General features: G+C 46.1%; 24 protein-coding genes and 1 tRNA gene. 19 read left to right on the plus strand and 6 right to left on the minus strand.

The features are described 5' to 3' along the window. Positions 1-290 precede the first annotated feature (290 nt). The 8 genes from H144_RS0107325 to H144_RS0107365 all read left to right on the plus strand — a co-directional run bounded on the left by H144_RS0107325 (position 291) and on the right by H144_RS0107365 (position 5,476). Positions 291-1,283: a DUF8464 domain-containing protein gene (locus tag H144_RS0107325; RefSeq protein ID WP_019941401.1), complete on the plus strand. Its 993-nt coding sequence runs from the start codon at positions 291-293 to the stop codon at positions 1,281-1,283. Then, the gene (locus H144_RS0107330; protein ID WP_019941402.1) at positions 1,264-1,572 is read left to right on the plus strand and encodes a hypothetical protein; all 309 of its coding nucleotides are present in this window, start codon (positions 1,264-1,266) and stop codon (positions 1,570-1,572) included. Before H144_RS0107325 ends, H144_RS0107330 begins: the two co-directional genes overlap by 20 nt. Next, entirely contained in the window at positions 1,569-2,279 is a 711-nt protein-coding gene (locus H144_RS0107335) for a P-loop NTPase family protein (protein WP_019941403.1), read from the plus strand. The genes H144_RS0107330 and H144_RS0107335 overlap by 4 nt, the downstream gene beginning before the upstream one ends. After that, on the plus strand, positions 2,260-2,793 hold the full coding sequence (locus H144_RS0107340; RefSeq protein ID WP_019941404.1) for a hypothetical protein: 534 nt from the start codon (positions 2,260-2,262) through the stop codon (positions 2,791-2,793). Before H144_RS0107335 ends, H144_RS0107340 begins: the two co-directional genes overlap by 20 nt. Positions 2,794-3,006: 213 nt before the next feature. Next, entirely contained in the window at positions 3,007-3,336 is a 330-nt protein-coding gene (locus H144_RS0107345; RefSeq protein ID WP_019941405.1) for a plasmid mobilization protein, read from the plus strand. Beyond that, complete coding sequence (locus H144_RS31580; protein ID WP_019941406.1) at positions 3,333-4,115, plus strand: relaxase/mobilization nuclease domain-containing protein; 783 nt, start codon at positions 3,333-3,335, stop codon at positions 4,113-4,115. Before H144_RS0107345 ends, H144_RS31580 begins: the two co-directional genes overlap by 4 nt. 117 nt (positions 4,116-4,232) lie before the next feature. Beyond that, entirely contained in the window at positions 4,233-5,048 is an 816-nt protein-coding gene (locus H144_RS33805; RefSeq protein WP_157504585.1) for an endonuclease/exonuclease/phosphatase family protein, read from the plus strand. Between the two features lie 2 nt (positions 5,049-5,050). Beyond that, a complete protein-coding gene (locus H144_RS0107365) occupies positions 5,051-5,476 on the plus strand; it encodes a hypothetical protein (RefSeq protein WP_019941408.1) in 426 nt (141 codons plus the stop codon). 105 nt (positions 5,477-5,581) lie between these two features. On the opposite strand, the gene H144_RS0107370 is transcribed toward H144_RS0107365, so the two are convergent. The 3 genes from H144_RS0107370 to H144_RS31595 all read right to left on the minus strand — a co-directional run bounded on the left by H144_RS0107370 (position 5,582) and on the right by H144_RS31595 (position 11,192). Continuing rightward, a complete protein-coding gene (locus H144_RS0107370; RefSeq protein WP_019941409.1) occupies positions 5,582-8,632 on the minus strand; it encodes an HD domain-containing protein in 3,051 nt (1,016 codons plus the stop codon). A gap of 617 nt (positions 8,633-9,249) precedes the next feature. After that, entirely contained in the window at positions 9,250-9,921 is a 672-nt protein-coding gene (locus tag H144_RS0107375) for a hypothetical protein (protein WP_019941410.1), read from the minus strand. A gap of 2 nt (positions 9,922-9,923) precedes the next feature. Next, the gene (locus H144_RS31595) at positions 9,924-11,192 is read right to left on the minus strand and encodes a site-specific integrase (RefSeq protein WP_019941411.1); all 1,269 of its coding nucleotides are present in this window, start codon (positions 11,190-11,192) and stop codon (positions 9,924-9,926) included. 356 nt (positions 11,193-11,548) lie between these two features. Between H144_RS31595 and H144_RS0107385 the strand changes: the two genes are divergently transcribed. The 5 genes from H144_RS0107385 (at position 11,549) to H144_RS0107405 (ending at position 16,026) form a co-directional block, all read left to right on the plus strand. Continuing rightward, positions 11,549-12,532, plus strand: coding sequence for a helix-turn-helix domain-containing protein (locus H144_RS0107385; protein ID WP_019941412.1), 984 nt, complete (start codon positions 11,549-11,551; stop codon positions 12,530-12,532). Positions 12,533-12,614: 82 nt separating this feature from the next. Then, positions 12,615-13,694: an alkene reductase gene (locus H144_RS0107390; RefSeq protein ID WP_033402512.1), complete on the plus strand. Its 1,080-nt coding sequence runs from the start codon at positions 12,615-12,617 to the stop codon at positions 13,692-13,694. A gap of 230 nt (positions 13,695-13,924) precedes the next feature. Continuing rightward, the gene (locus tag H144_RS0107395) at positions 13,925-14,575 is read left to right on the plus strand and encodes a hypothetical protein (protein WP_019941414.1); all 651 of its coding nucleotides are present in this window, start codon (positions 13,925-13,927) and stop codon (positions 14,573-14,575) included. Beyond that, the gene (locus H144_RS0107400; RefSeq protein WP_019941415.1) at positions 14,554-15,339 is read left to right on the plus strand and encodes a sensor histidine kinase; all 786 of its coding nucleotides are present in this window, start codon (positions 14,554-14,556) and stop codon (positions 15,337-15,339) included. Before H144_RS0107395 ends, H144_RS0107400 begins: the two co-directional genes overlap by 22 nt. 18 nt (positions 15,340-15,357) lie before the next feature. Then, positions 15,358-16,026: a response regulator transcription factor gene (locus H144_RS0107405; protein WP_019941416.1), complete on the plus strand. Its 669-nt coding sequence runs from the start codon at positions 15,358-15,360 to the stop codon at positions 16,024-16,026. Positions 16,027-16,040: 14 nt separating this feature from the next. Here the strand turns inward: H144_RS0107405 and H144_RS0107410 are convergent, their stop codons facing one another. Next, a complete protein-coding gene (locus H144_RS0107410; RefSeq protein WP_019941417.1) occupies positions 16,041-16,625 on the minus strand; it encodes a hypothetical protein in 585 nt (194 codons plus the stop codon). A gap of 12 nt (positions 16,626-16,637) precedes the next feature. Further along, on the minus strand, positions 16,638-17,432 hold the full coding sequence (locus H144_RS0107415) for a hypothetical protein (RefSeq protein WP_019941418.1): 795 nt from the start codon (positions 17,430-17,432) through the stop codon (positions 16,638-16,640). A 156-nt stretch (positions 17,433-17,588) separates the two neighbouring features. On the opposite strand from H144_RS0107415, the gene ubiE reads away from it, so the two are divergent. The 6 genes from ubiE to H144_RS0107450 all read left to right on the plus strand — a co-directional run bounded on the left by ubiE (position 17,589) and on the right by H144_RS0107450 (position 21,343). Then, a complete protein-coding gene (gene ubiE, locus H144_RS0107420; protein ID WP_019941419.1) occupies positions 17,589-18,311 on the plus strand; it encodes a bifunctional demethylmenaquinone methyltransferase/2-methoxy-6-polyprenyl-1,4-benzoquinol methylase UbiE in 723 nt (240 codons plus the stop codon). Further along, the gene (gene porT, locus H144_RS0107425) at positions 18,260-18,994 is read left to right on the plus strand and encodes a type IX secretion/gliding motility protein PorT/SprT (RefSeq protein WP_051100077.1); all 735 of its coding nucleotides are present in this window, start codon (positions 18,260-18,262) and stop codon (positions 18,992-18,994) included. Before ubiE ends, porT begins: the two co-directional genes overlap by 52 nt. Positions 18,995-19,117: 123 nt before the next feature. Beyond that, positions 19,118-19,192: transfer RNA gene (locus H144_RS0107430), tRNA-Val, on the plus strand. Between the two features lie 267 nt (positions 19,193-19,459). After that, entirely contained in the window at positions 19,460-19,744 is a 285-nt protein-coding gene (locus tag H144_RS0107435; protein WP_019941421.1) for a hypothetical protein, read from the plus strand. 71 nt (positions 19,745-19,815) lie between these two features. Next, on the plus strand, positions 19,816-20,109 hold the full coding sequence (locus H144_RS0107440; protein ID WP_019941422.1) for a DUF4369 domain-containing protein: 294 nt from the start codon (positions 19,816-19,818) through the stop codon (positions 20,107-20,109). Positions 20,110-20,563: 454 nt separating this feature from the next. After that, complete coding sequence (locus tag H144_RS0107450) at positions 20,564-21,343, plus strand: class I SAM-dependent methyltransferase (protein WP_019941424.1); 780 nt, start codon at positions 20,564-20,566, stop codon at positions 21,341-21,343. Positions 21,344-21,412: 69 nt separating this feature from the next. On the opposite strand, the gene H144_RS0107455 is transcribed toward H144_RS0107450, so the two are convergent. After that, the gene (locus H144_RS0107455) at positions 21,413-22,570 is read right to left on the minus strand and encodes a Gfo/Idh/MocA family protein (RefSeq protein WP_033402514.1); all 1,158 of its coding nucleotides are present in this window, start codon (positions 22,568-22,570) and stop codon (positions 21,413-21,415) included. Positions 22,571-22,608: the final 38 nt, after the last annotated feature.

Below are 22,608 nucleotides of genomic sequence, written 5' to 3' on the forward strand. Positions count from 1 at the left end.
GTTCCATTTTGGTCTGGGACGTTCCATCTCGTTCCACTTGTTCCAAAAATTCCATTTGTTCCAAAGTTCCGTTTCGTTCCATCCGTTCCACTAATTCCATTTGGCGTCGGGTATTCCATCTTGTTCCATTTGTTCCACTCGTTCTATTCCGTTCCAATTGTTCCGAAAGTTCCAAAATTCCATTTGTTCCACTTTTTTCGCTCAAAAATTCGACTAAAAATGGAACGTGCTAATAATCAATTAGATAGTCATTTTTTTAGGCAAAATGGAACAAGTGGAACGCGTGGAAAATGGAACGGAACGGAACAACGGCGGGTGAAAAAAGAAAAGCTATGAATGCAAAACAGATCAATCAATCGTATGAAATCGTGGCCTTCTTGGCTCGGCATGGCTTCCGGCCAACGTCTGTAAAAGGTGATAACTATTGGTATATCAGCATGATACGAGAGCCTGAGGGCCGGGCGTCATTCAAAGTTGATAGTCGCAAAAATTTCTGGTATGATCACGCACTTGGTGTGGGAGGCAACCTGATCGACCTGGCTTGCCGGTTGTTCCAAAATTCGGATGTGAGGGAGGTCATGAGGCTGATCACCGACGGTCTTTCTTCTTTTCACCCGCAAAAAACAGAAATGAGGTTGCGGCATGATGTGAGCTCCGGGCTGCGTATAATGTCCGAAGGTATGCTCGAAAGCGATTACCTGCAGCGGTATCTAAGAAGTCGAGGTATATCAGGGGAAGTCGCAAGAAGGTATTGCTTTCAGGTCAGCTATAAGCACATGGGTCGCCAGTACAACGCTATCGGTTTCAGGAATAGGGCCGGAGGCATCGAAATGCGGAGCGTGAATTTCAAATCATGCATTGCTCCGAAGGATGTTTCCTACATCGATAACTCCGGCAATAAGCTATTCGTTTTCGAAGGGTTTATGGATTTTCTCTCGTATTGGATGCTCCCCGTGTTCCAAATATCCGATGCAAATTTCCTGATCCTGAATTCCACTTCACAGTTAAAGCGAGCCCACGAATTTCTTGCAGCACCTGGTCCGAAGTACCTGTTTCTCGATAATGATAAAGCCGGATTCGAAACAGCGGCTTGTATGAAGCACAATTACCCAAATGTGATCGACATGGCAGTCATGTATGATGGCTGCAAGGACTTGAATGATTTTCTCACTCAAAACCAACACCTCAATGACCAAAGACTTGCTGTTGCGCTTGTACGCGAGGAAGGACCGAAAGCGCCGGAAAATGCTCTTCGCCCTTTTCATGGACAAAATAAAACTTGATATCTCGATCGATGCGGTAGTCGAAATGATCAATCAGGAATTGGGAAAGCGAGGGATCGTCAATGCTGCCGATATCAAATACTGTCGCCATTATTTTGGTAAAAGACAGGCCGAGATCGAGAGGCCTAAGCTGATTGCAGAAATACCCCCTCGGAATAACTCGAATTCGCTAATCATAAGGAAGGAGGTCAAAACCATCCGACCTGATCTCGACGAAGTTGATTGGACGGACGTGGACGAAATAAGTGTGGCAATGGAAGGTATTAAATCAAAATTCACAAAAAGATGAAACAATTAAATTTTATCCTTCAAGCGAAGGGAGGAGTGGGTAAAAGCCTGCTAACATATCTGCTCGCGATCGCAGAGCAAAATTTTGAAAAGTCGCTATTTGTTGATCTTGACAGCTCAACCGGTACCTCGACCCGCCAGCTCAAATTTTTGGGCGATTTGCGGACGGAGGCGGTTTCGCTTCTCAATGAGAAACAAGTGCTGGTAAGGGATAGTCTTATATCGTATCTCGAAAGTCTCGCCGAGGCGCCTTTTGACCGTATCTATTTTGATCTCGGCGCACCGGAATCAGAGCAGCTTCCCGCATTGATTGAACGGGATATCCCATTTAAGGATTTCGTCGACGAATTGGGCTGTGAAGCCAACTTTCACATCGTTATTGGCGGTGGCGGAATGTATAAATCGAGCGTCGATTATTTGCATAAGCTTCTCATGGCGTTGCAGAATGAGTTTGAAGTGACCGTCTGGCAGAGCATTACCACGTTCAACAATTTTGCTCAGCTCGGCGAAGAGCTGGAAAGGAATTGCAAAGCCCTGGGGTTACGATTCCGGAAGTTCGCCGATTTTGATCCCGGTTCAAATTTGGGCAGCCATATACTCGACGGCATAAGGAAAGGTTACAGCATTGGCGAGTATCAAACCGGTGCAAAGCTGAGATTGAAGAAAGAACTTAACGACCATTTCAAAGATGAACTCAACAATCAGTAAAGACGCAATCACAAGGATGAGGGGCGCATATCAGGCCAAGTACGGCTTTGAAATGGACGAGTGGACGGCGGTAATGCTGACCGAGCTGCACGAGCACTTCCATGACTTTGGCAAGAACGTTGCTCAGTCAAACAGCGAAATTGGAAAAGCAGCCCAGTTGATCAAAGGGCAAATCAATCAGGTGCATTTTAAAAATGACCGACAAGCATTTTGGTATGGCATGTCTCGGCTTTTACCTCCGTCATTGGTCACTTTGGTGGGAGTGTTATTGATCGCCTATTTCGTGAACCAGGGGAACAAGTATCAGGAGATAGCCAGATTCGAAGACAGTTATCCTAACTTCGAGCACTTCCGTCAGCTGATCCGTAATGGAGCACTCCACGAGGAGAAAAATACCACTTACCTAGTACTTCGTCCAGCGTCGAATATCTCTTCAATGAAGATTGGTGAGGAGTACCAATATATCAAAAAACAAAATGTAGTCCTAGTTCCGTTAGATGTTGACAATCAATGATTAACTATCAGGTTTCGACTTCTTTCGACCAAGTTCGACCGTGTTCGGCCGGGTTCTAACTTATCAACTGGCTTTCATTAAGCAAGCCATGTGTTTGTAACTACAATTTCTGCGCTTCGCTCCGAATTGCAGTTACAAACACACCGGTCGTCCCTCCCTTGTCTTGTCGGGGTGTCACCCCGAACCCCAAAATCCATCAACTTATCGACAACTATGAAAGAGCATTTCGAGAATGCGGCTGATCGGCCGCGTCAACGCAAAAAGGTTAATAAAGACCGGACAATTCCGCTGCGCGTTACGCAGCAGCAGTATGCGACAATCAAATCGAAAGCAATGCTTGCGGGGTATTCTGTGTCCGAATATTTACGGAGGCTGGGCATTGGCCATCCCGTCGAAGCCAGGTTCGACAAAGACGAGAAACGGAACTTAGTGGGTATCGGCAGAAACCTGAACCAGCTGGCCGCAAAGGCCAACAACGGCTTCTTCTATCATAAGCCGATCATGGAAGTTTTGGAGCAGCTTAAACGGATCCTGGTGAAATGATAGCGAAAACAAAAATAGGCGCGAACTTCCTGGGCGCGATTTGCTATGGGGCTGGTTTACGCCTAAGTGGGAAAGAGATAGAAGGGAAGTCGGAGCTGCTTTTGACTCATAACTTGGTTTCAGATGATCCGAAGGGGATGGCACTTGAAATGCAGCGGGAGGCGGAGTTCAGCCGGTGCAAGAAGCCGGTGTGGCATACTTCGCTTAGTTGGAAGCCGGGGGAGGAGCCGAGTAAGGAGCAGATGATTGAGGCGGCTAATCGGTATTGTGAGAAGATGGGGGCAAGTCCGGAGAATCATCAGATAGTGATATTTCAGCATCATGATCGGCCGCATAAGCACATTCATGTCTATATGAATCGCTTGCCTATAGGAGGAGGCAACGCTCTCGCGACGTCACATAATTATGCGCGGAATGTCCGAGTTTGTAAAGAGATTTCTCAGGAGCTGGGTTTTGATCGGGTGGAGAATCTGCAGAAAGGAAGGTTGCGACATGTAGCGGAAGATCGGAAAGAAGCTCAGAAGATTGTTAATTTAGCGATCAGAGAGACGTTAAAGCAGAAATGTAGGACTCTCGAGGATTTAAGACGTCGGTTAAGAGAGAGCGGTATCGAATGTAAATTCACATTTGATGCGGCAAGGCTAAAGTATTCAAGCTACCACTATAAGGGAGTGCATGTTAAGGGGCAGGATGTGGGATTTACAGCGAAGAATCTTGAAATATTGTTGTCTAACAATCAAAAAAAAGTGAAATTTTATGAACAGAAGATAACGGTATAGCACGGAACAAGGTATCTTACAAACCATATTCATAGGTTCGTCGAACGAGTTCATTCCGAGTGACACTTTCAATGGAGTAATGGCTACGGGATGAACTCACATTCGATACTACAAATCATGAAAATAGTATTTTGGAACGTTTATAAAAAGGATTTGACAAACGAGCTTGCAATATTAGCCCAGGAGATAGATCCTGATATCCTATTTTTAGCAGAATGTACAATGAATGTTGCAGATGTCCTGAACTCATTAAATCGATTAAGAACGAGCTACTTTTTTAATTATGATCCGATTTGTCTGAAGATTCACATGTTCTCTAAATTCCGCGATAAGTTTGTAAAACCCATCACAGGTAGTCTTCGATATACGGTTAGAAATGTTAAAATTCCGTTGTACCCAAGTTTTAATCTAATGTGTCTTCATTTTCAGTCTAAGCAGAATTGGGATGCACCGAGCCAAGCCGCTCATTCCGCCACAATGAGTACTGTAATTAAGGAATTTGAAGGTAAAACAAAATCTTCGAATTCTATTATCATTGGAGATTTCAATATGAACCCTTTTGAACCGGGCATGATTCAGACGACTGGATTTCATTCAACAATGTCAAAATCTATTGCTCAAAGGAAAAGTCGGATTGTAGATGGACATGAATACCCATTTTTTTATAATCCAATGTGGAGTTTTTTTGGTGACGAAGGAAAGGGAGATGTCAACGGGACTTTCTACAGCTCTAGATCGCAGCCAATCAACTATTTTTGGAGTATTTTTGACCAAGTTTTGATTCGTCCTGACTTAATACCATACTTGGAAGATGATGGCGTTAAAATTATAACTGAATTTGGTGTTGCGAAAAAATTATTAAAGCCTAATGAAACAATCGACGACGCTATTTCTGATCATTTACCTATTTCTTGTACATTAAAACGAATTTAATTATGGAGGATATTCCTAGTTTGTGGCCAAATGATATTTTGGATGCTACTCATGTTTTGCTTCCGGTAACAATCCTAAATGAGCAGGCTAGGCAGCTTGGTCAAATGACAAGAAATGTGTTACTGGGTGATGTTTCAACACAAAAAATTGCTATCGGCGCTACACATCAAGGTGACGATGTTCAACCTGGGATATTAAACACACTGAAAGTAGCTGTTCCGGCTTTTGGGAATTACGATTTCGATCTTGTCAGGGTAGTTCAAGAGAGTTTTCTTCCTTATCCGGCGACCATCTATGCCCCCTTGATTGATTCAAAATATACTGCTGAGAACTCCGATCAGTTAATCGAAATTCTCAGGAGTATTTTTAGCCACAAGTCAACCGTGGAAACTTTTCAAAGTTTGATCTTGCAATCAAGGTCTGCATAATATGATTTTGTTCGATCAATATTGTAAATTGCTTCTAACAGTAACAATTTCGTAGTACCTGCGGGAATTGTGATATCTATAGGTAATTCTTATTTTAGACGTTAGTTAAAAAGGGGGATTTAATGAGACTCTTCGTGACCAGATGGTCGTATCGTATTTTACGAAGTTGGTTTTTAGAATAACGTTTATCAATTCGCGCTTATCTACTTGGTCCCAAATAAGTCTATCAAGTCCTCTGTTTTCATTTCGCTCGAATCGGTAGGCGATAATTTCTTCAACTTTTGATTTGTCAAGGTCTTGATGATTGAAAAAATTGTTCACTAATCCACAAATTCTAGAGAAGATAGACTTGTTTAAACCAGTTAGTGGGCTTAATTTTTCAATCAAATTAACAAGATATGTATTTAATTCTGAATTTTTAAGTATAAAAAATGAACTACTAGAATTTATAGCTATTTGGTCGATATTATTTGGTAGATTAATATCGAGTAACTGTATGAAACAAATTGCTCCAGATCTATCGCTTTCAATTCGAACCTTTTCCCATATTTTATCACTACTAGACGACCAACGAAGATCAAGGCGTCTTTGTTCAGGAATAATCATAATGGTATCAACTTGAAATTGATCTAATATTATTTCGTCTAATACATTTCCATCATCAATTCCGCAGAGTAAATTGTCAATGTGATCAATTTTTGCGTCGCCGTCGCCAAACAAAGTCTTCATGAGCGAAAGTGCAGAAGTGTTTGATCCCTTGACCTCTTTCACGAGATTGTCGGCCGAAGTATATGACGCGCAATCAATTGTCCAGAAACTACCTTGCTCCTTGAGTTGATTTAAATTAACAATATCACGAATTTTTTCTCTTTCTGTTAAAATGAGATTGGTCAGTGATAAGGCAGTTTCGAATGATTGCTGATTTTGTAGCTTTGCTTCTCGATTGTTTGAGTAGCGATATCCCTGCACGAAACTATTTAGTAAATAGTTTGCTTCCTTCGCTGCCCATGAAATCGAAAAGCCTAGCTTCCTGAGATTAGATAATTCTTCTTGTATATGATCGAGATAGATTTCATAGATGGCTTTCAGCATTAAGTCACTTTCAGTTGTTGTTTCAATGTTAGACCTCGCTACATTGGTCTTTGGTGCATTTGCGCCACAACTATTAGCAATAGCGAGAAAGTTTCGCCCATTGAAGCCGGGCGTATTGAAGTCGATTCGAATCCCTTCAACACAGATGCCAGTCGGGACAAAAGCCTCAGTGTATCTCTCACGGAAATCAAAGAATGTCCACTCTTTAAAGTGTTCTATGTACCGAAGCGCGTAAGCTAGCTGGAGGCCATTTCGCTCTTTTTGAACAATCTTGATTTTTTTTTCATCTAATTGGTAATCATTACTTAATAGGAAATTTCTCAAAACGTCCTCAGGTGTCTTGTATCCTATTGAAGTAGTTTCTCCATCATTGTTAAGGATTAAATTACATGATGGGATAATAATCCATTTTCGAATTTCTGATTCGATGTTTGTAAGATCTACATCTGGCCTGACATGCAAATTTATTTTTGTTCCATGACTGGGAATTTCAACTTTCGAAGTTGCTACATCTAGATATTTTAGTAGATATTTTCCATGAACCTTTCGAATTTTCAGCAATATTGCTTTCTCTGCCTTCTGAGTTCGAGTTACGATGTCAATGTCGTCGGCGATAAGAAAGCATGTTAGTAGGCCTATTCCAAATCGACTAATTGGCGAGAATTTTGGGAATTCCTTTTTGAAGTTTTCATCTTGATAACGAGAGGAACCAACTTTGAGTAAGTGGTTTTGAATGATTTGAATGTCCATCCCTGTGCCATTATCAACAAAGGATAGTTGCCGATCCGTTGAGTTCCAATTGACTTGGATTAAGGGTTCGTAGAAAATAGTTGAAGATTTTTTATTAATTTCTTCTAGTCGGCAAGCATCTATTGAATTTTGAATTAGCTCTCGCAATACTACAGACTGATTATTGTATAGAGTATGTCCAACCAGAAGATCAAGGATTTTTGTTTGATCTAGCGTAAACTCAAATTGCTTTTTTTCGAAATCCTTTGTTTCTATGTTTGAGTCGTCTATTTTTCTCCACGGGTATTTATAGTTCGATGGGAGTAGTTCGCAGGCTTGTTCGTGATATTTATAATTTAGTTTTAATTCCGAATCGGCATAGTTCAAATATGCAATTAAGCCGAAAAAGCCATTTTCTTTCTCGAATAAGGCAATGACTTCAAGGGTGTCTTTTTCGATTGTAGGATCTGTTTTGCCCTCTTTGTTTTTTTTAATCTGTGGCCTTACCTTTGTTACTGCCTTTTGTTTTGCCCACTCGTCCTGGCTTATTGGATCCACGGGGTTAATTAGGCGATATTCTATCGAAGGAGTTCGATCAGATGTAATGTGTAGCAGGTCGGCGGTTCTGAGAATCAGAGCGGCATAGTGTAAATTCGCTTCCTCATCGGGCAAAGAACCATACGGCTGATTTAATTTGTATTTCTCGAAATTATCTAAATCTGAGAGGTGGTGACTTTCGCAGACGAAGGCGAGGTCCCTGCGAAACATATAGCTGAGTGAGCCGATTAGCCGCTTTATCTCTTCGGCAACTTGATCCGCTGTCTCGAAATTGGGATTTGACTCGTCCAGTATCCAGTACTTGATTCTTTCTGCATGCGTTTTTCGTACAAATTCTTGATAAACAAATCTGTCCTGCTTTTGAGAATCTTTAATATTTGTAATCTTATCCTTGAAGTTTACTCCAAGGTGTCCTTCAAGAATATCCTTTTTAAAATTAGGAAATGCAGATTTATCCCGTTTTTCAAATTCATCTCTGGTAACGAGCATGCCAAGGTCATGAAAATATATAGCTAATACTATGATCAGCCAATCCGCCGAGGTCATGGAATCTTGTGTCTCTTCTGGAATAATCCATTCCAGGGAATTGAGCATATGATCTATATGACTTATGTCATGTTTGGTATATTCGTCGAATATGCCATCCCGACCTATGTGGCTAAGTATCGAGGCGATTTGATCTTTTATATGCAGCAGTTTTATGCCTCGGAATGCTCCTAGATTTTCGGCATATTCTGCTTTTTTCTCTGCTTTTGTTGTGAGGGCGATGATGGACATGTATTGCTCGTAAGTTTAGATGAGGGAACGCGAATGATTATTTTTCAAACAGATTATTGGGAGAAAGAAGATAATTGGGAACTTATACTCGATGTTTGTTTGTGTTGAATAAGGAATTTAGGTCTCGATATTTTCAACTTTGACGTTTATTTTAGCGGTCATCTTTTCGACAGCTTGATAACAAAATTGCAAAGTTCTCATCTACGGTTGCGATGTTTCTCGAGGTATGTAACGCTCCTTACACCATAGTTCATAGTGCCTGAACTGTCAAGCAATCCTTGACAGTTTGTGAGCCAATACTTGCATGCCTCCTTCAACCAGGTAGAGACAGCATATACGCATCAATTGCGCAGCTCAATACATTTGTTTAAGTACAAGTGGTTGTTATTCAGCATTTTCGTAGTTATTTGAGAATTTTTTAGCGAGTCTTTATAATCTGTCAGACTTTTTAGCTGCTTTTTGACTAAGGCGCGTTTTCAACATACTCAAATTTTTAAGCAGATTTGTATTCCGATATGTTCCATAGTTGTCTCTGGTCTATGACAACTACAACTCAGCTTCCTCTCCATCAAATAATTTCCTCGGGTGCGTAATCTCACTGACGATGTCTCGCTTACCTAAAGTTTACTTGACAGAAATTTTCTTAGCTCAACGATAAGTGAATCAGGAAAGTAATCCTCCGGCACACTCTCTGTTACCTTCCTCGCAATGTAACTACGTTTCATTTTTTTGAAGGGCGTAAAGTTTTTTAGAAGTGCAACAACATCATCTTGTGTCGCTTCGAAAGGTTTGTCAGCATTCGTGCTATAGAAGATCGTCTTGAATAGCGCGATAACCTTTCCTGGAGGTAAGTAGGTGTAAATATCAACTTCTTCTTCGCACTTCGCAGTGACTGTGCTTTCCTCCAGCTGTCGCTTGACTTCGACAAGCAGGCCTTCAAGTATGGTTTTTTCTTGTGCAGAATAAGGCTGTGTCAGGCGAATGGGAATTTCATTTACGAAGAAATCCAGAAACTCGACCTTGTCCGGGTAGGCTTCATAATGATACCGGAAGCATCGGAGAGATTGACTGAAAGTAGCTAGTCTTACTAGTTTCGAGAAGATGGTGTTCTCATATAGGGTTGTACTTGGTTCCGAGGGAAAGACCAGATGAAATTCATTAAGCTGGTCAATTACATCGTACTTAAAATATGGAACAAGGGGTATGTCGTCTCCTTTGATTCCTAGAAACGTTTCTCCTAGTCTCTTTGCTGTCGAATATCTCCCGACTGGTTTCTTACTTTCCTCCATAATCACTCATCTTTAAAACGCTCCTTCCAGATCTCTGAAAGCTGCCGCGCGTACTGTTTTTTAGTAACCTTGATGTATGTCAAAAATGCTTTTTCGGTCCGGTGGCCGGTGATTGCCATGATGGCGTAGGAGGGGGTGCCGGCAAGATACTCATTGGTTGCAAATGATCGCCTGGCGGTGTGAGAAGTAATTAACGAAAACTTACTTACCTTTTTCTGCGTCCGGACTTTTCCTTTCTTCTCGAATAAAGCCACGTCATCGCTCAGATTAGCTTTTTCGCCGATTTCCTTAAGGTACTCATTCATCTTCTGGTTGGAAATGACCGGCGGTAAGTGATTCGGAGTCTTGCCCTTATACTTCTCCATCACCTTCCTGACGATTGGGTGAATCGGGATTTCCAGGTATTCGTCTGTCTTTATCGTCTTGGTCTTCAAATATTTGAAGTCGGGCGATATGTTTTCGGCTTGTATGGCTGTAAGGTCAGAAAAGCGTAGACCGGTGAAGCAGCCGACGATAAAGAGATCCCGTACCTTTTCCAGCCTGGGCTCGGCTGAAAGGTCAAGTTTCAGCAGGAGCTTAATTTCATCTTCATTCAGATAAATCGAATCTACTTCCTTCCGAGGTGTCGAAAACCGCCGACTCTTGAACTCAATGTTGTCATTCTCCTTCCGCTCAGTCGCCTCGTTCAGGAAGAATTTTAAGAGGCCGGTGTGCTTATTCTGGGTGTTCTCGTTGTATTTCTTGACTTCGACCATAAACCGCTTGAAATCATGGTAGAAATCCAACGTGATGTCGTTGAAGGCAATAGTCTTCTTCTTCGTATCGGTCTGATACGCTGTCAACATCTTCAAATGGGAGCGGTAAGTCTTAATCGTGTTGGCATTCTTGAATCCCTCGACGGACTTGATGTATTTAGTGACGAACTCGATCAGGCCAGGCTTACCTTTCTCCGGAGCTGCTTCATATTTATCAGTCCTTATCTCGCGCTCAAATAGCGGTTTCAGATCGGCGGGAGTAATTGACAGCTTCTGGTAAAGTCGCTGCTGATATATCTTCTGCACTTCATTTCGCCATCGATCCAGGTTGGCGTTGAGCTCCAAATAGGCCTCATGGCTGGCTTTTGCCTTCTGATTTTTAGCGTCCCAGGATTTGGGCTTGATAAACTGATTTGTAGAAACAACAACCTGCTCGGTTCCATAGCGGAAGTACAAGGAGATCAGGCAATTGCCATTTGGTTTTGGCTTTTTGAGATAGTATTTTGTAGTAGCCATGCAGCCGACGACTTGATTTACACAAATCTATCTTAACTGAATTGGTTTACAAAATGGTTTACAACAAAATTACTTTTTAAGGTTGCATGTTACTTGGTTCAATTTTATATATTTGCCATTAACAGCTCATAATCAGAATATTTTAACGAAAAGATCATGAAAGTAGAAATCAAAGGTTCGATTCCGTCCATCACCACCCCCAAATGCATTACGCCTTGATAGCCGCGCTGTCAAGGCGTTTTTGTTTTAACTCCTTGTTGCATAACGGGAAATGGTAGGTTAATTGAACGGATTCGGATAGTTTTTGTTTATTTAGGCATAAAAAAGCCGGATCCGGCACACTACCTGCAATCGCCATGACATTCGAATTTACCGCCGGTGCCGGCTTTGATTTTTTGACGGGTTTCTCCCAACAGTTCGGCGCGCCCGTGATCGGGAATCAGTTGCAGATACCCGGGCATATGGGGCAGGGGAGTATCAGGCGGATCGATTTCAGCGATAGTTTTAAACTGCTCATCCATCAATATACTTTGCGTGACGACTTTGTGCTGCGGCGGAAGGCACCGGAGACGGTGAGCGATTTGATCACGATCATTTTTTACAATTCTTCATTGCCGAATAACCAGCTTTCGAACCGCGAGCGGAGCTTTACTTGTACCAAGGTGAATACCGCTTCGGTGGAAGTTTCGTCGAATGATCTCAATTCCGAGATCCATTTTCCAGGTGGCCGGGAGATTTATTTTACGGTGGTGGGCATCAAGGCCGCGTTATTGGCCGAACTGCTCGGGCCTACCGAGCCGAACGAGCTCATCGACCGGGTTACCAACGGGAGCAGCACTTTTTTGTACCATTTGCTGATGATCCCCGAATTTGAAAAGACGCTTAAAAACCTCGCTGAAACCCACGAAAACGATCCGTTAAATCGGTTTTTCTACAAAGTGAAGACCCAGGAGCTGCTCTACCACGTTTTTTCCAGCCTTGCCAAACGCGAAAACAAGAAGCAATGCGGCCTCAACAACCAGGATGTGGGTATGCTCATGACCGTTCGGGATGCCCTGTTGGCCGATCTTTCGGAGCCGCCGCAGCTGCGCGACCTCGCCAAACTTGCCAATATGAGCGAAACTAAATTGAAGCAGCTTTTCCGCCAGATCTTCGGCGACAGCATTTATAACTATTATCAAACGGTACGCATGGAGGAAGCCGCGACGATGCTGCGGCACCCGGGCGTTTCGGTATCGCAGGTGGGTTATCAGCTGGGCTTCTCGAATCTCAGCCATTTCAGCCGCTTGTTCGCCAAACATCACGGTAAAGCCCCGAAAAGATACCAGTCTGTCGGATAGGACTAATAATTTGCCATTTTCGAATATTTTATTCCTGGTCAGGAAAGTAGCTTTGCTCTATCCATATAATCTGAAAAATAAAATGAGCAAATTACTGTCTGAATATCAGAAAGATACTTTCAAATTAAAGAACCATCTCGTGATGGCGCCTATGACGCGTTCGAGGGCCATCGGCAACCTTCCCAATGAGCTGATGGTGCAATATTACGCACAGCGCGCCGGTGCCGGGCTGATCGTCACCGAGGGGACTGCCCCAGCGCCGGAAGGACTGGGTTACGCGCGAATCCCCGGCATTTTCAGCGATGCCCAAACGGAAGCCTGGCGGCAGATCGCAGAGGTGGTTCATGCGCAGGGAAGCCGCATTTTCATGCAGCTCATGCACACAGGGCGCATCGCGCACGTACATAACCTGCCTGCGGATACCCGCGTGATCGGCGTGTCGGATATGACGGCCGCGGGGCAAATGTGGACGGACCAGGAAGGCATGCTGGACCATTCCGCGCCGGAAGCTCTCACGACCCAAGGTGTGAAAACGGTCATCGATGAATTCGTAAAAGCGGCAGAAAATGCTGTTAAGGCTGGTTTTGATGGCATTGAGCTGCATAATGCCAACGGCTACCTGCTTGAACAGTTTTTGAACCCAAATGTGAATAACCGGACGGATGAGTATGGCGGTTCCGTTGAAAACCGCTCACGGGCTGTGCTGGAAATTGTTGAAAAGACCTCCGCGGCCATTGGCAAAGAGAAGGTCGGCATTCGTTTTTCGCCTTTTGGCACCTACAATGATTTGCAGCCTTACGACGCTGCCGAAGTGCGCAGGACGTACGAATACCTGGCCACCCGGCTTAACTCGCTGGGCATTGCCTACATCCACATTTCCCTCACGCCGGACCTCGATGCCGGGACGTTGCAGATTATCCGCCGGCAGTTTTCGGGTACCATTATCCTGTGTAACGGCTTCACGCCCGATACCGCCGAAACCGCGCTGGGCGAAGGAATTGCCGATCTCATCGCATTCGGCCAGCCGTTCCTGGCTAACCCGGACCTGGTAACCCGTATCGAAACCGGTGCCGCATTGAATGCACCGGATTACAATACGTTTTACACGCCCGGTGAAGCAGGTTACATTGACTATCCTTCACTGGTGATGGCCGATAAGTAATCGATACTGACCATTACCGGACCAATTTTCAAAGGAAGCCGCGCTTTATCGTGCGGCTTTTTTCTTTCCGGACGATCACGTAATTTGCCTGCGGCGCGATTGCCTCCCTCTCAGAAAATTCACAGGCGTTTAGCCGTCGTCATTCAAGCACCTGATATTCGTAACCTCACCGCCAGGAAGTACCTGCGCGGCCTATCTGTGTTTAAACGCTTCGGCAACCCAGGGGAACCATGCATTATTCCAGGGAGCAATTGATCGTACTTTTTACTTATCTGCCGGTGCTTTTGGCAGCAGTAATGGCTTTTATGCGTTACCGAAAGGCCCGGCCGCCGGTCAAGTTGCTCTGCTGGCTGATCTTCTTTGCCCTGTTCATCGAAAGCATTTCGCGGGTGTTGTGGTTTTTCAAAACATCCAACCTGTTTCTGTGGCCGGTGTACATCGTCGTCGAGTTCGGGCTGCTGCTCTGGATGTTTAGCCTGGTATTGGAGCAAAAATGGCTCAATCGGGCCAGAATATGGGTTTTGGTTTTTTTTGTGTGTGTTGTTTTGATCCGGGAATTCGGGCAAAAGGGGCAGTCGGTGTGGATTGATAATGCAGGCCGCTCTCTCGAGAGTGCGATGGTGATCTTTCTGGCCCTGGCCTATTTCTACAAAGTTTTCCAGGAATTAAAGGTGCAAAATCTGCTGCTCGAACCTTTCTTCTGGGTATCGGCCGGTTTGCTGCTTTTCTTTTCGGGCAACTTTTTGATTTTCGTATTCATGAATTTTATTCTGTTGTATTCCAAAAACCTGAATGACCAGATCTGGGTAATACACGCACTGATGAATTACATGCTGTACATTACTTATGCGATCGCATTATGGGTAGGCCGGAAGAAGTAGAGTTTGCGCAGTTGCTGTTTGGGGGGATCGGCATTATGCTGATGCTGGCGCTCGCGATCGTCATTTTCGTGCTGTTATACCAGCGGAAACTGCATTTTCAGCAGCGGCACCTCCACCAGATGGAAATGGTGCACCAGAAAAAGATACTGGAATCGATCGTGGCCTCGCAGGAAAACGAGCGCGAGCGCATTGCGCGCGACCTGCACGACGAGGTGGGCGCGTCGCTGTCGGCCGTACGGCTGTTTGTCAACCAGATCCAGTATGAATCGTCGCCGGACGAAATGAAGGGCCTGGCGGCGCGCTCGGGACAGATTTTGGGCGATGTGGTAAAGGATGTCCGGCAAATTGCGCATAACCTTTCGCCGGTAATTATCGAAACCTTCGGCTTTGCCGGCGCGGTGAAAATCGTGCTCGACCGGATGGAAGATTCGGGGATGGACATTCATTGTTACATCGACGATCCCGCGGAGGTGCTTTCACCCTACCAGCAGACGATCCTGTACCGCATTATCCAGGAAGTGATCGGGAATGTGGTCAAACACGCCGGGGCCAGCGAGATTACATTCGATTTGCAGCAGCATGGCACGCATCTCACTCTCCAGATGGCCGATAACGGCCGGGGATTCGATCCGGCGTCGGACCGGAAGTCGGCAGGGATGGGGATGAGCACGATCCGCACCCGCACAGACCTCCTCGGTGCCACCCTGCTGCTCGACTCCGCGCCGGGGGCGGGTACGCGTATTAAAATTGATATACCTATTTAACTTTTACTCAAAAACGAATTGGAACCCGTCAAAATAGCGATTGCGGACGATCATAAACTTTTCCGCCAGGGGTTAGGCCAGATTTTGGGCCGGAATGCGCATTTTTCGATTGTGTTGGAAGCGGAATCGGGCGAGGAGCTTTTGGAAAAAGTTGCATCCACGATGCCGGATGTGATATTGCTCGATCTTTTTATGAAAGGAATGAATGGAAAGGAAGTGGCTGAATTGTTGCTGAAACAGCATCCGGCCTTGAAAATCATCATTTTATCCATGAATTACTCTCCCGAGCACATCTTGCAGCTCATGCGCGTAGGCGTGCACGGGTACCTTCCCAAGGATATCGATCAAATGATCCTGAGCGAAGCCATCGAGCAGGTGGTTTCAAAGGGCTTTTATATTAATGACGACGTTGCGCAGGTAATGCGGCAGGGCCTGCAAGCGCGGGATATCAAGCCATCGCGGAGCAAGGTGTCCATTCCTTCATTAAATATCGGCCTTACCGATCGTGAAATGGATGTTTTGGCACTGATTTGCAAAGGTTACAACACCGCCCGCATTGCCGAGGAGCTGTTTATCAGTTACCGGACGGTGGAAGGGCATCGAAAAAACCTGTTGGAAAAAACAGGCGCCAGCAACTCGGTAAGCCTGGCAATTTTCGCCGTAAAACATCAGTTACTCGATTTCTAGGCACATTATTGCTGCTAAATGCGTGCAAAAACGCGAAGATCGGTAATACGGTCGCGGTAGGTTTCCAGGAATTGGCAGAAACGTGAAATCTGATCCTCCTGATAACTCAGATCGGCCATTTGATCATATTCTTCGAGGTACACGTCCTTGAAATCCGTGATCACGTACCGCAGACTCCGGATACCTTTCGTGCGCAATGCGGGCAGGTAAAAGTTCTGATGGCTTTTCGCAAAACAGCCAGCCCGGTAGTTGCCGGTCGTTTTAATGTCGACGGCCAGCATTTTGCCGATCACATCCACATAGCCGTAAATCAGGCTATCGTTCAGCTGGTATTCGCAATAGACCTGTGTTTTCACCATTGGCCGCGGCAGGTACGACCGCACGCGGGAAAGAATATCGGCATCGAACGACTCCTCCCCAATGCCTTTGATCACCGCATCTTCAAACGACACGCCCCGGAACTGCGCCTCGGTTTGGGGCACGGGCACGCGGTTAATGCGGTCGAGCAGGTCCTGTTCGCCGATATACCCGCGTTCGAATCGATCGAAGCAGCTTAGTAATGAGGGGTAAAGTTTGTATTTAACAGTGGTAGAAATCATTATTTAACGATGTTAACGGGCATTTTTACCGTGTTTTTGGCCGAAATGGTACTGCAATGATACGGAAATGAAACTGAACGCGTCATTCGGGGTGTCGCTGTAAGAGTCGCTTTCTTCCGGGTTGATCAGCCGCCGCCCCGAAGTGGCATCCAGTTTATCGGTGCGGACAAAATGAATGCGGTAGTCGAGTGCGATTTTCCACTTTTCTAACAATGCATATTGCACAGAAGTGCCGAGCGGGAGCATTCCCTCCCGCGTTTTTTTAATGCCCCTTGGGCCCTTCGGCGGTCCCCAGCGGAGGAACAGCGGGTTGCGCGCGCTTTGGGAACTGTTGGTAAAGCGTTGTAATGCATTGGTATTGAGGTCGAAGGCGTGCGCGCTGAACCATATTTGCCCGAAACCTCCATAAACGACCATATGTGCCGGCCCAGGCTCGCGGCTGCCGAACTGCTCCGAAAGGTCCCACCGCACAATGCATTCCACGGCATTGTATTCATTTACAAAATAGGAATTGAAAAAGGGACGCTTTTCTCCGCCGATACTTCCCGCCTGATAATCGACCTCGACCGCCAGCTGTTTATTGAATGCACGTCCGGCCCCCAGTCCAAGCGTTCCGTGCATCGCCTGGCTGTTCAGTTCGCCGTAGAATTGGGTAAGGCCGCATCCCGAAGTAGTGAACCAGGGACTTTCCATACGGCGGTTGTGATTTTTCCGTTCGCTGATTCCATTGTTCGAACGGTAACGGGTTGTCTGCGCGGCAGCCGCCGAGGTGGCGGCGCAGAGGACAAAGAGCAAAATGTAACGCATGGCCGGTAATGATCAGGACAAATTGTGTGTTCAGCCATTGATACGTATGGTTTTCGTTTCGGTCACATTTTCAGAAGCCAATTAGATGATCGCGCGCCGTGTGATAACCGTAAATATCTGTTAGTTTTGCTTGTAGTTGAAAAATACAATAAGAAGATGAGTGTAGTACCCTATAAGGATAAAGAAGGGACCAAGCGGGAGCAGGTGGCGGAGATGTTCGACAACATTTCGCCCAAATACGATTTGTTGAACCACGTGCTAAGTGCAGGTGTGGATATATACTGGCGCAAAAGGGCCATTAAACTCCTGAAAAAGCAGCAGCCGAAGGTGATTCTCGACATTGCGACGGGTACCGGCGACTTCGCGATCGAGGCGCTCGCGCTCAACCCCGAAAAGGTCATCGGTGTGGATATTTCGGAAGGAATGCTGGCCGTGGGACGCGAGAAAATCGCGAAACTGGGCAAGCAGGACGTGATTACGCTCCAAAGCGGCGATTCCGAAAGTTTGGCTTTCACAAACAATTATTTTGACGCGATTATCGTTTCGTTTGGAGTACGCAATTTTCAGAATTTGCTGGCCGGACTGACTGAGATGAACCGCGTGATGAAGCCGGGTGGTACTTGCGTGGTGGTCGAGTTTTCGAAGCCTAAAAGCTTTCCGTTCAAGCAGATTTACAATTTTTATTTCAAATACATTTTGCCGATAATCGGGAAGACGGTCTCGAAAGACAGCGCGGCATACACTTATTTGCCCGAGTCTGTGCAGGCCTTTCCGGATGGGGAAGCTTTTCTTGATATTTATAAAAAAGCAGGTTTCATCAATACCAAATGCATATCACTCACCTTCGGGATCTGTTCAATTTACGTCGGACACAAGTAATTATTGGCATTCTCGCATTGCTCATGGCGGTGCAGGAAGCGCAGGCACAGGGCATCGGGTACCGTCGTAAGCACCTCGAATACTACGACGACAAGCCGATCCATTACGGTATCCTGTTTGCCGTGCCGTTTACGCGGTTCAATATCAAGCACAGCAACGACTTCGTTTCGAAGGATTCGGCATTTGTGATCCAGTCGCCCACGAATGCTGCATTCCGCATGGGATTTACCATTAATGCATTCCTGAACGAGCATTTCGACCTGCGCACGACGCCGTCGGTTTCCCTTTACGAGCGGCACGTGAAATTCAGTTATCCCAATGGTACCGACCGCACCGAGAAGCGCGAATCGACGTGGATCGAAGTGCCGCTCTTGTTAAAATACAAATCAGTAAGGCGCGTGAACTCGCGCATGTACATGGTAGCAGGTATGACGCTGGGTATTGAAACCAACGTGAAGCGCAACCGCGGCGGGGGAGCCGGGGCCCTGGACACAAAGTCGAGCGACTTGTCCATCGATTACGGGATCGGTTACGAGCAATTCTTCGAGTTCTTCAAATTCGCCCCGGAGCTGCGTTTTTCACATGGATTGACGAATATGATGGTCCCCGGAAAAAATTCAGTTGGTAACGGCATCAGCCGACTGCGGACACACACGGTAACGCTCTATTTGAATTTCGAATAGCGTATACTGGTTATCAGGCGGTTAAAAAATATTTTAAATTTTTTTTCAAGAATATTTGCAGAGTTCAATTTAGTCGCACATATTTGCACTCCCAAACGACGGGAAAACAAAAAGAAAAAGAAAGGGAGTTTAGCTCAGTTGGTTCAGAGCATCTGCCTTACAAGCAGAGGGTCGGGGGTTCGAATCCCTCAACTCCCACAAAAAGCATCGAGCAATCGGTGCTTTTTTCGTTTTACGCCTATGATGCGGCATCTGCCTGCGCGGCTTCGGCTTACAAGCAGAGGGTCGGGGACGGTCCGCCGCTGCGGTTCGAATCCCTCAACTCCCACAAAAAGCATCGAGCAATCGGTGCTTTTTTCGTTTTATCCCGATCTGTCGTTGCTCTTCGCGCGTATCTTCCCGCCGCCGTCTTTCCATTGTCCGGAATTATATTTAACGCTTCATATCACCATAATCTGCTCGCACATGACTGATCTCGAAATGTTTCTTGTCAAAAGCCAATGGCTCATTATCCAGCAGAATAACCACATCATCCGCCAAAACCTGAACCTCGGCTCAGCGGTTAACAGCGTCATGACGACATTATCGCACATCTCTACCGGCAACGGCACCGGGATCGTCGACACGATCGAAGCGCATATTCAGCGCGTCGAGGCCAATACCAGGCTGGATATGGAAAGCTGGTCGGCATTATCGGGTGAGATGCTGAAACTGGCGGGGCTGATGGATTTGCTGGAAAAGAAGAATTAATATATAAAATTAAATTATATATAAATATTGCTCTATTTTAGTGAACAATGTTTTACTAAAACTTTAGGGCTATGAAAATCTTCCTGCTGCTGATGCTGCGCATGATGGCGGCGCTATTCCTGTTTTGCGGTTGTTCAAAAGATCAGGGAAAGACCATCGTCGGCGATCTCAAAAGCGACCGCACATTTTTGGAAGGCCGGAAAGTCTACCTAAAAAATTGGGATACACGGCTGTTCGTCGATTCGGCTAGGGTTACCGGCGGAAAATTCAGCTTTGAGCAGGCGACCGATAGTTCCGGGGTAAGCAAACGGCCGTCGCATTCCGACATTTCGAATTCAGGACCGGCGATACGGCGGAGGATATGAAATACAACAAATCCATGATCGCAAGTCACCCTGCTTCGGTCGAACTTTTGAAGGCCTTGTTTTTGGGAGCAGCTGCTCGTGGCCGACCAGTCATCCATGAGTGTGCTGGACAGGGCATACGACCTCTCCGCGATTCCCGTTTGGGTACTGCTGGATATCGATGGGAAATTAGTCAGGCGCCATACGGGCTATGACGAGGGAAAGGACGCCGTCGACGAGCAGATTGTTGAACTGTTATTTTTAAATCGTAAGGGACATTGAAAAACCTGCCGCACTCTTCTCCGATATTTTCAAGTAAATGTGACCTTAAAGTAACTTATCTGTACCTAACAATAACTTATCTGCCGTGATCGGTTTGGGTCCTCTACCTTTAAAAAGTTCTGGTTTGTCTTAGCTGACGACCGAAGGTATTCTGATTGTCCTATTATTGTTCACAACTAAATCTCGAAAGATCTTGGAAGCTACTGTCTCAAATGAACACCACATTCAGGCCAACCTGGCTAACCATTCGGAAAAGGAAAAGTCACTTTTCAGCGAGTACGGCGATTACTTCGATAATTCGCCGATCACGACGTCCGGTAAGTTGCAGAACTTTACCAAGTATGTGAGAAGACAGGATATTTCCCGTTTTCTCGCAAAAAATGAATTGTTCAAGCTGCAATTGAATGTAGCGGGGAGCATTGTCGAATGCGGCTGTTTTCAGGGCGGCGGGACGATGGCATTTGCCCAGTTATCCGCTATTTACGAGCCGTTCAACCATACGCGGAAGATTATTTCATTCGACACTTTCTCGGGTTTCCCGGGTTTGTCGGAAAAAGATGCCAATTCCGCCAGAGAATACAAGGCGGGCGACCTGGCCGTTTACAATGGCATTGAAGACGAGATCAGGAATTCGGCTACGTTGCTGGACAAAAACCGCCCCGTGAGCCATATTCACAAGGTGGAGCTCGTGAAAGGAGATGCGTGCGAGGAAATCCCGAAGTACCTGGAATCAAATCCGCATTTGATCATCAGCCTCATTTATTTCGATTTTGACATTTATGAACCGACCAAAGTGGCGCTCGAAACGTTCCTGCCGCGCATTCCGAAAGGCGGGATCATCGCTTTCGACGAGCTGAATACGAAGGTTTTCCCCGGCGAAACATTGGCGTTGCTGGATACATACGGCATTAAAAATGCACGTTTACAGCGTACGATGTTCGATCCATACATTTCATACGCGGTCATCGAATAGGCCGATCGCCTTTCCAAACCGCATCGATATAAACACCTGGCCCGCTCTGACAGGCCAGGTGTTTATTCATCATAGCTTTACCTCCGTTCCGCTCTCTGCCGAGCGAAGACCTGCTTCCAGTACCTGGATGATCTTCAAACCATCCGCGAAGTCCGGTTTGATCTCCGTTCCTTCTTCGATCGCCTTCAAAAAGTCGACTACCGCGTGCACGAATGCGTGCTCGTAGCCGATAATGTGCCCTGCTGGCCACCAGTTGCCGGCGTACGGGTGAACGGATTCCGTCGCGAGGATCGTGCGGAAGCCGTGTTCGCCTGTGGCATCTTCGTTGGAATAGTATTGCAGCTCGTTCATCCGTTCCAGGTCGAAGACAAGGCTTCCCTTGCTGCCGTAAATTTCGAAAGTAAGCCGGTTTTTGCGGCCGGTGGCGAAACGTGTCGCTTCGAATGAGCCAATGGCTCCATTTTGAAAGCGCACCATCATCAGTGCGGCGTCTTCGACTGTCACTTCGCCCATTTCATCGCCTTTCGAAGCGCCGGTGAGGCTGCCCGTAGCCGCTTCGTCGGCAATAGGGCGCTCCTTAATGAAATTCGAAGTCAATGCAGACACAGAAGCAATATCCCCGACGAGGAAATGTGCCAGGTCGACGGCGTGCGAGTTGAGGTCCCATTGCGGACCGGCTTTGGCAGTTTCTTTTTTGAGCTGCCAGGTGAGCGGAAACGCAGGATCGACGATCCAGTCCTGCTGGTAAGCGCAGCGCCAGTGGAAAATGCGGCCGATCTTGCCTTCTTCAATCATCTTTTTAGCGAGCGCTACGGCCGGTGTGCGGCGGTAATTGTGGTTGAGGTAATGCTTCACGCCATTTTCCTGGCAAACTTTCAGCATTTCGGCGGCTTGTTCGCTGTTCATCGAAAGCGGTTTTTCGCAGAAAATGTGCTTGCCGGCTTTTGCCGCCGCCAATGCGACCTCGTAATGCAGGTTTTGCGGCAAGGCGATATCAATAATGTCGATATCCGGCCGGTTGACGAGCTTTGGCCAATCGGTTTCCGTTTCCTCCCATCCCCAGTTTTCGGCAAACTCCGACAGCGATTCCTGATGCCGCCCGCAGGCCACTTTCAGCGCCGGGACCGACGGTGTATCGAAAAACAGCGGGGCTTTCTTCCAGGCATTACTATGCGCGCGGCCCATAAACTTGTAACCTACGATGCCGACATTGATCTGCTTTTTCATTCGAATATTCATTGTTAAGGATACTACGCTAAACAGGT

Origin of the sequence: Dyadobacter beijingensis DSM 21582 (assembly GCF_000382205.1) — a bacterium.
Lineage (GTDB): Bacteria > Bacteroidota > Bacteroidia > Cytophagales > Spirosomataceae > Dyadobacter > Dyadobacter beijingensis.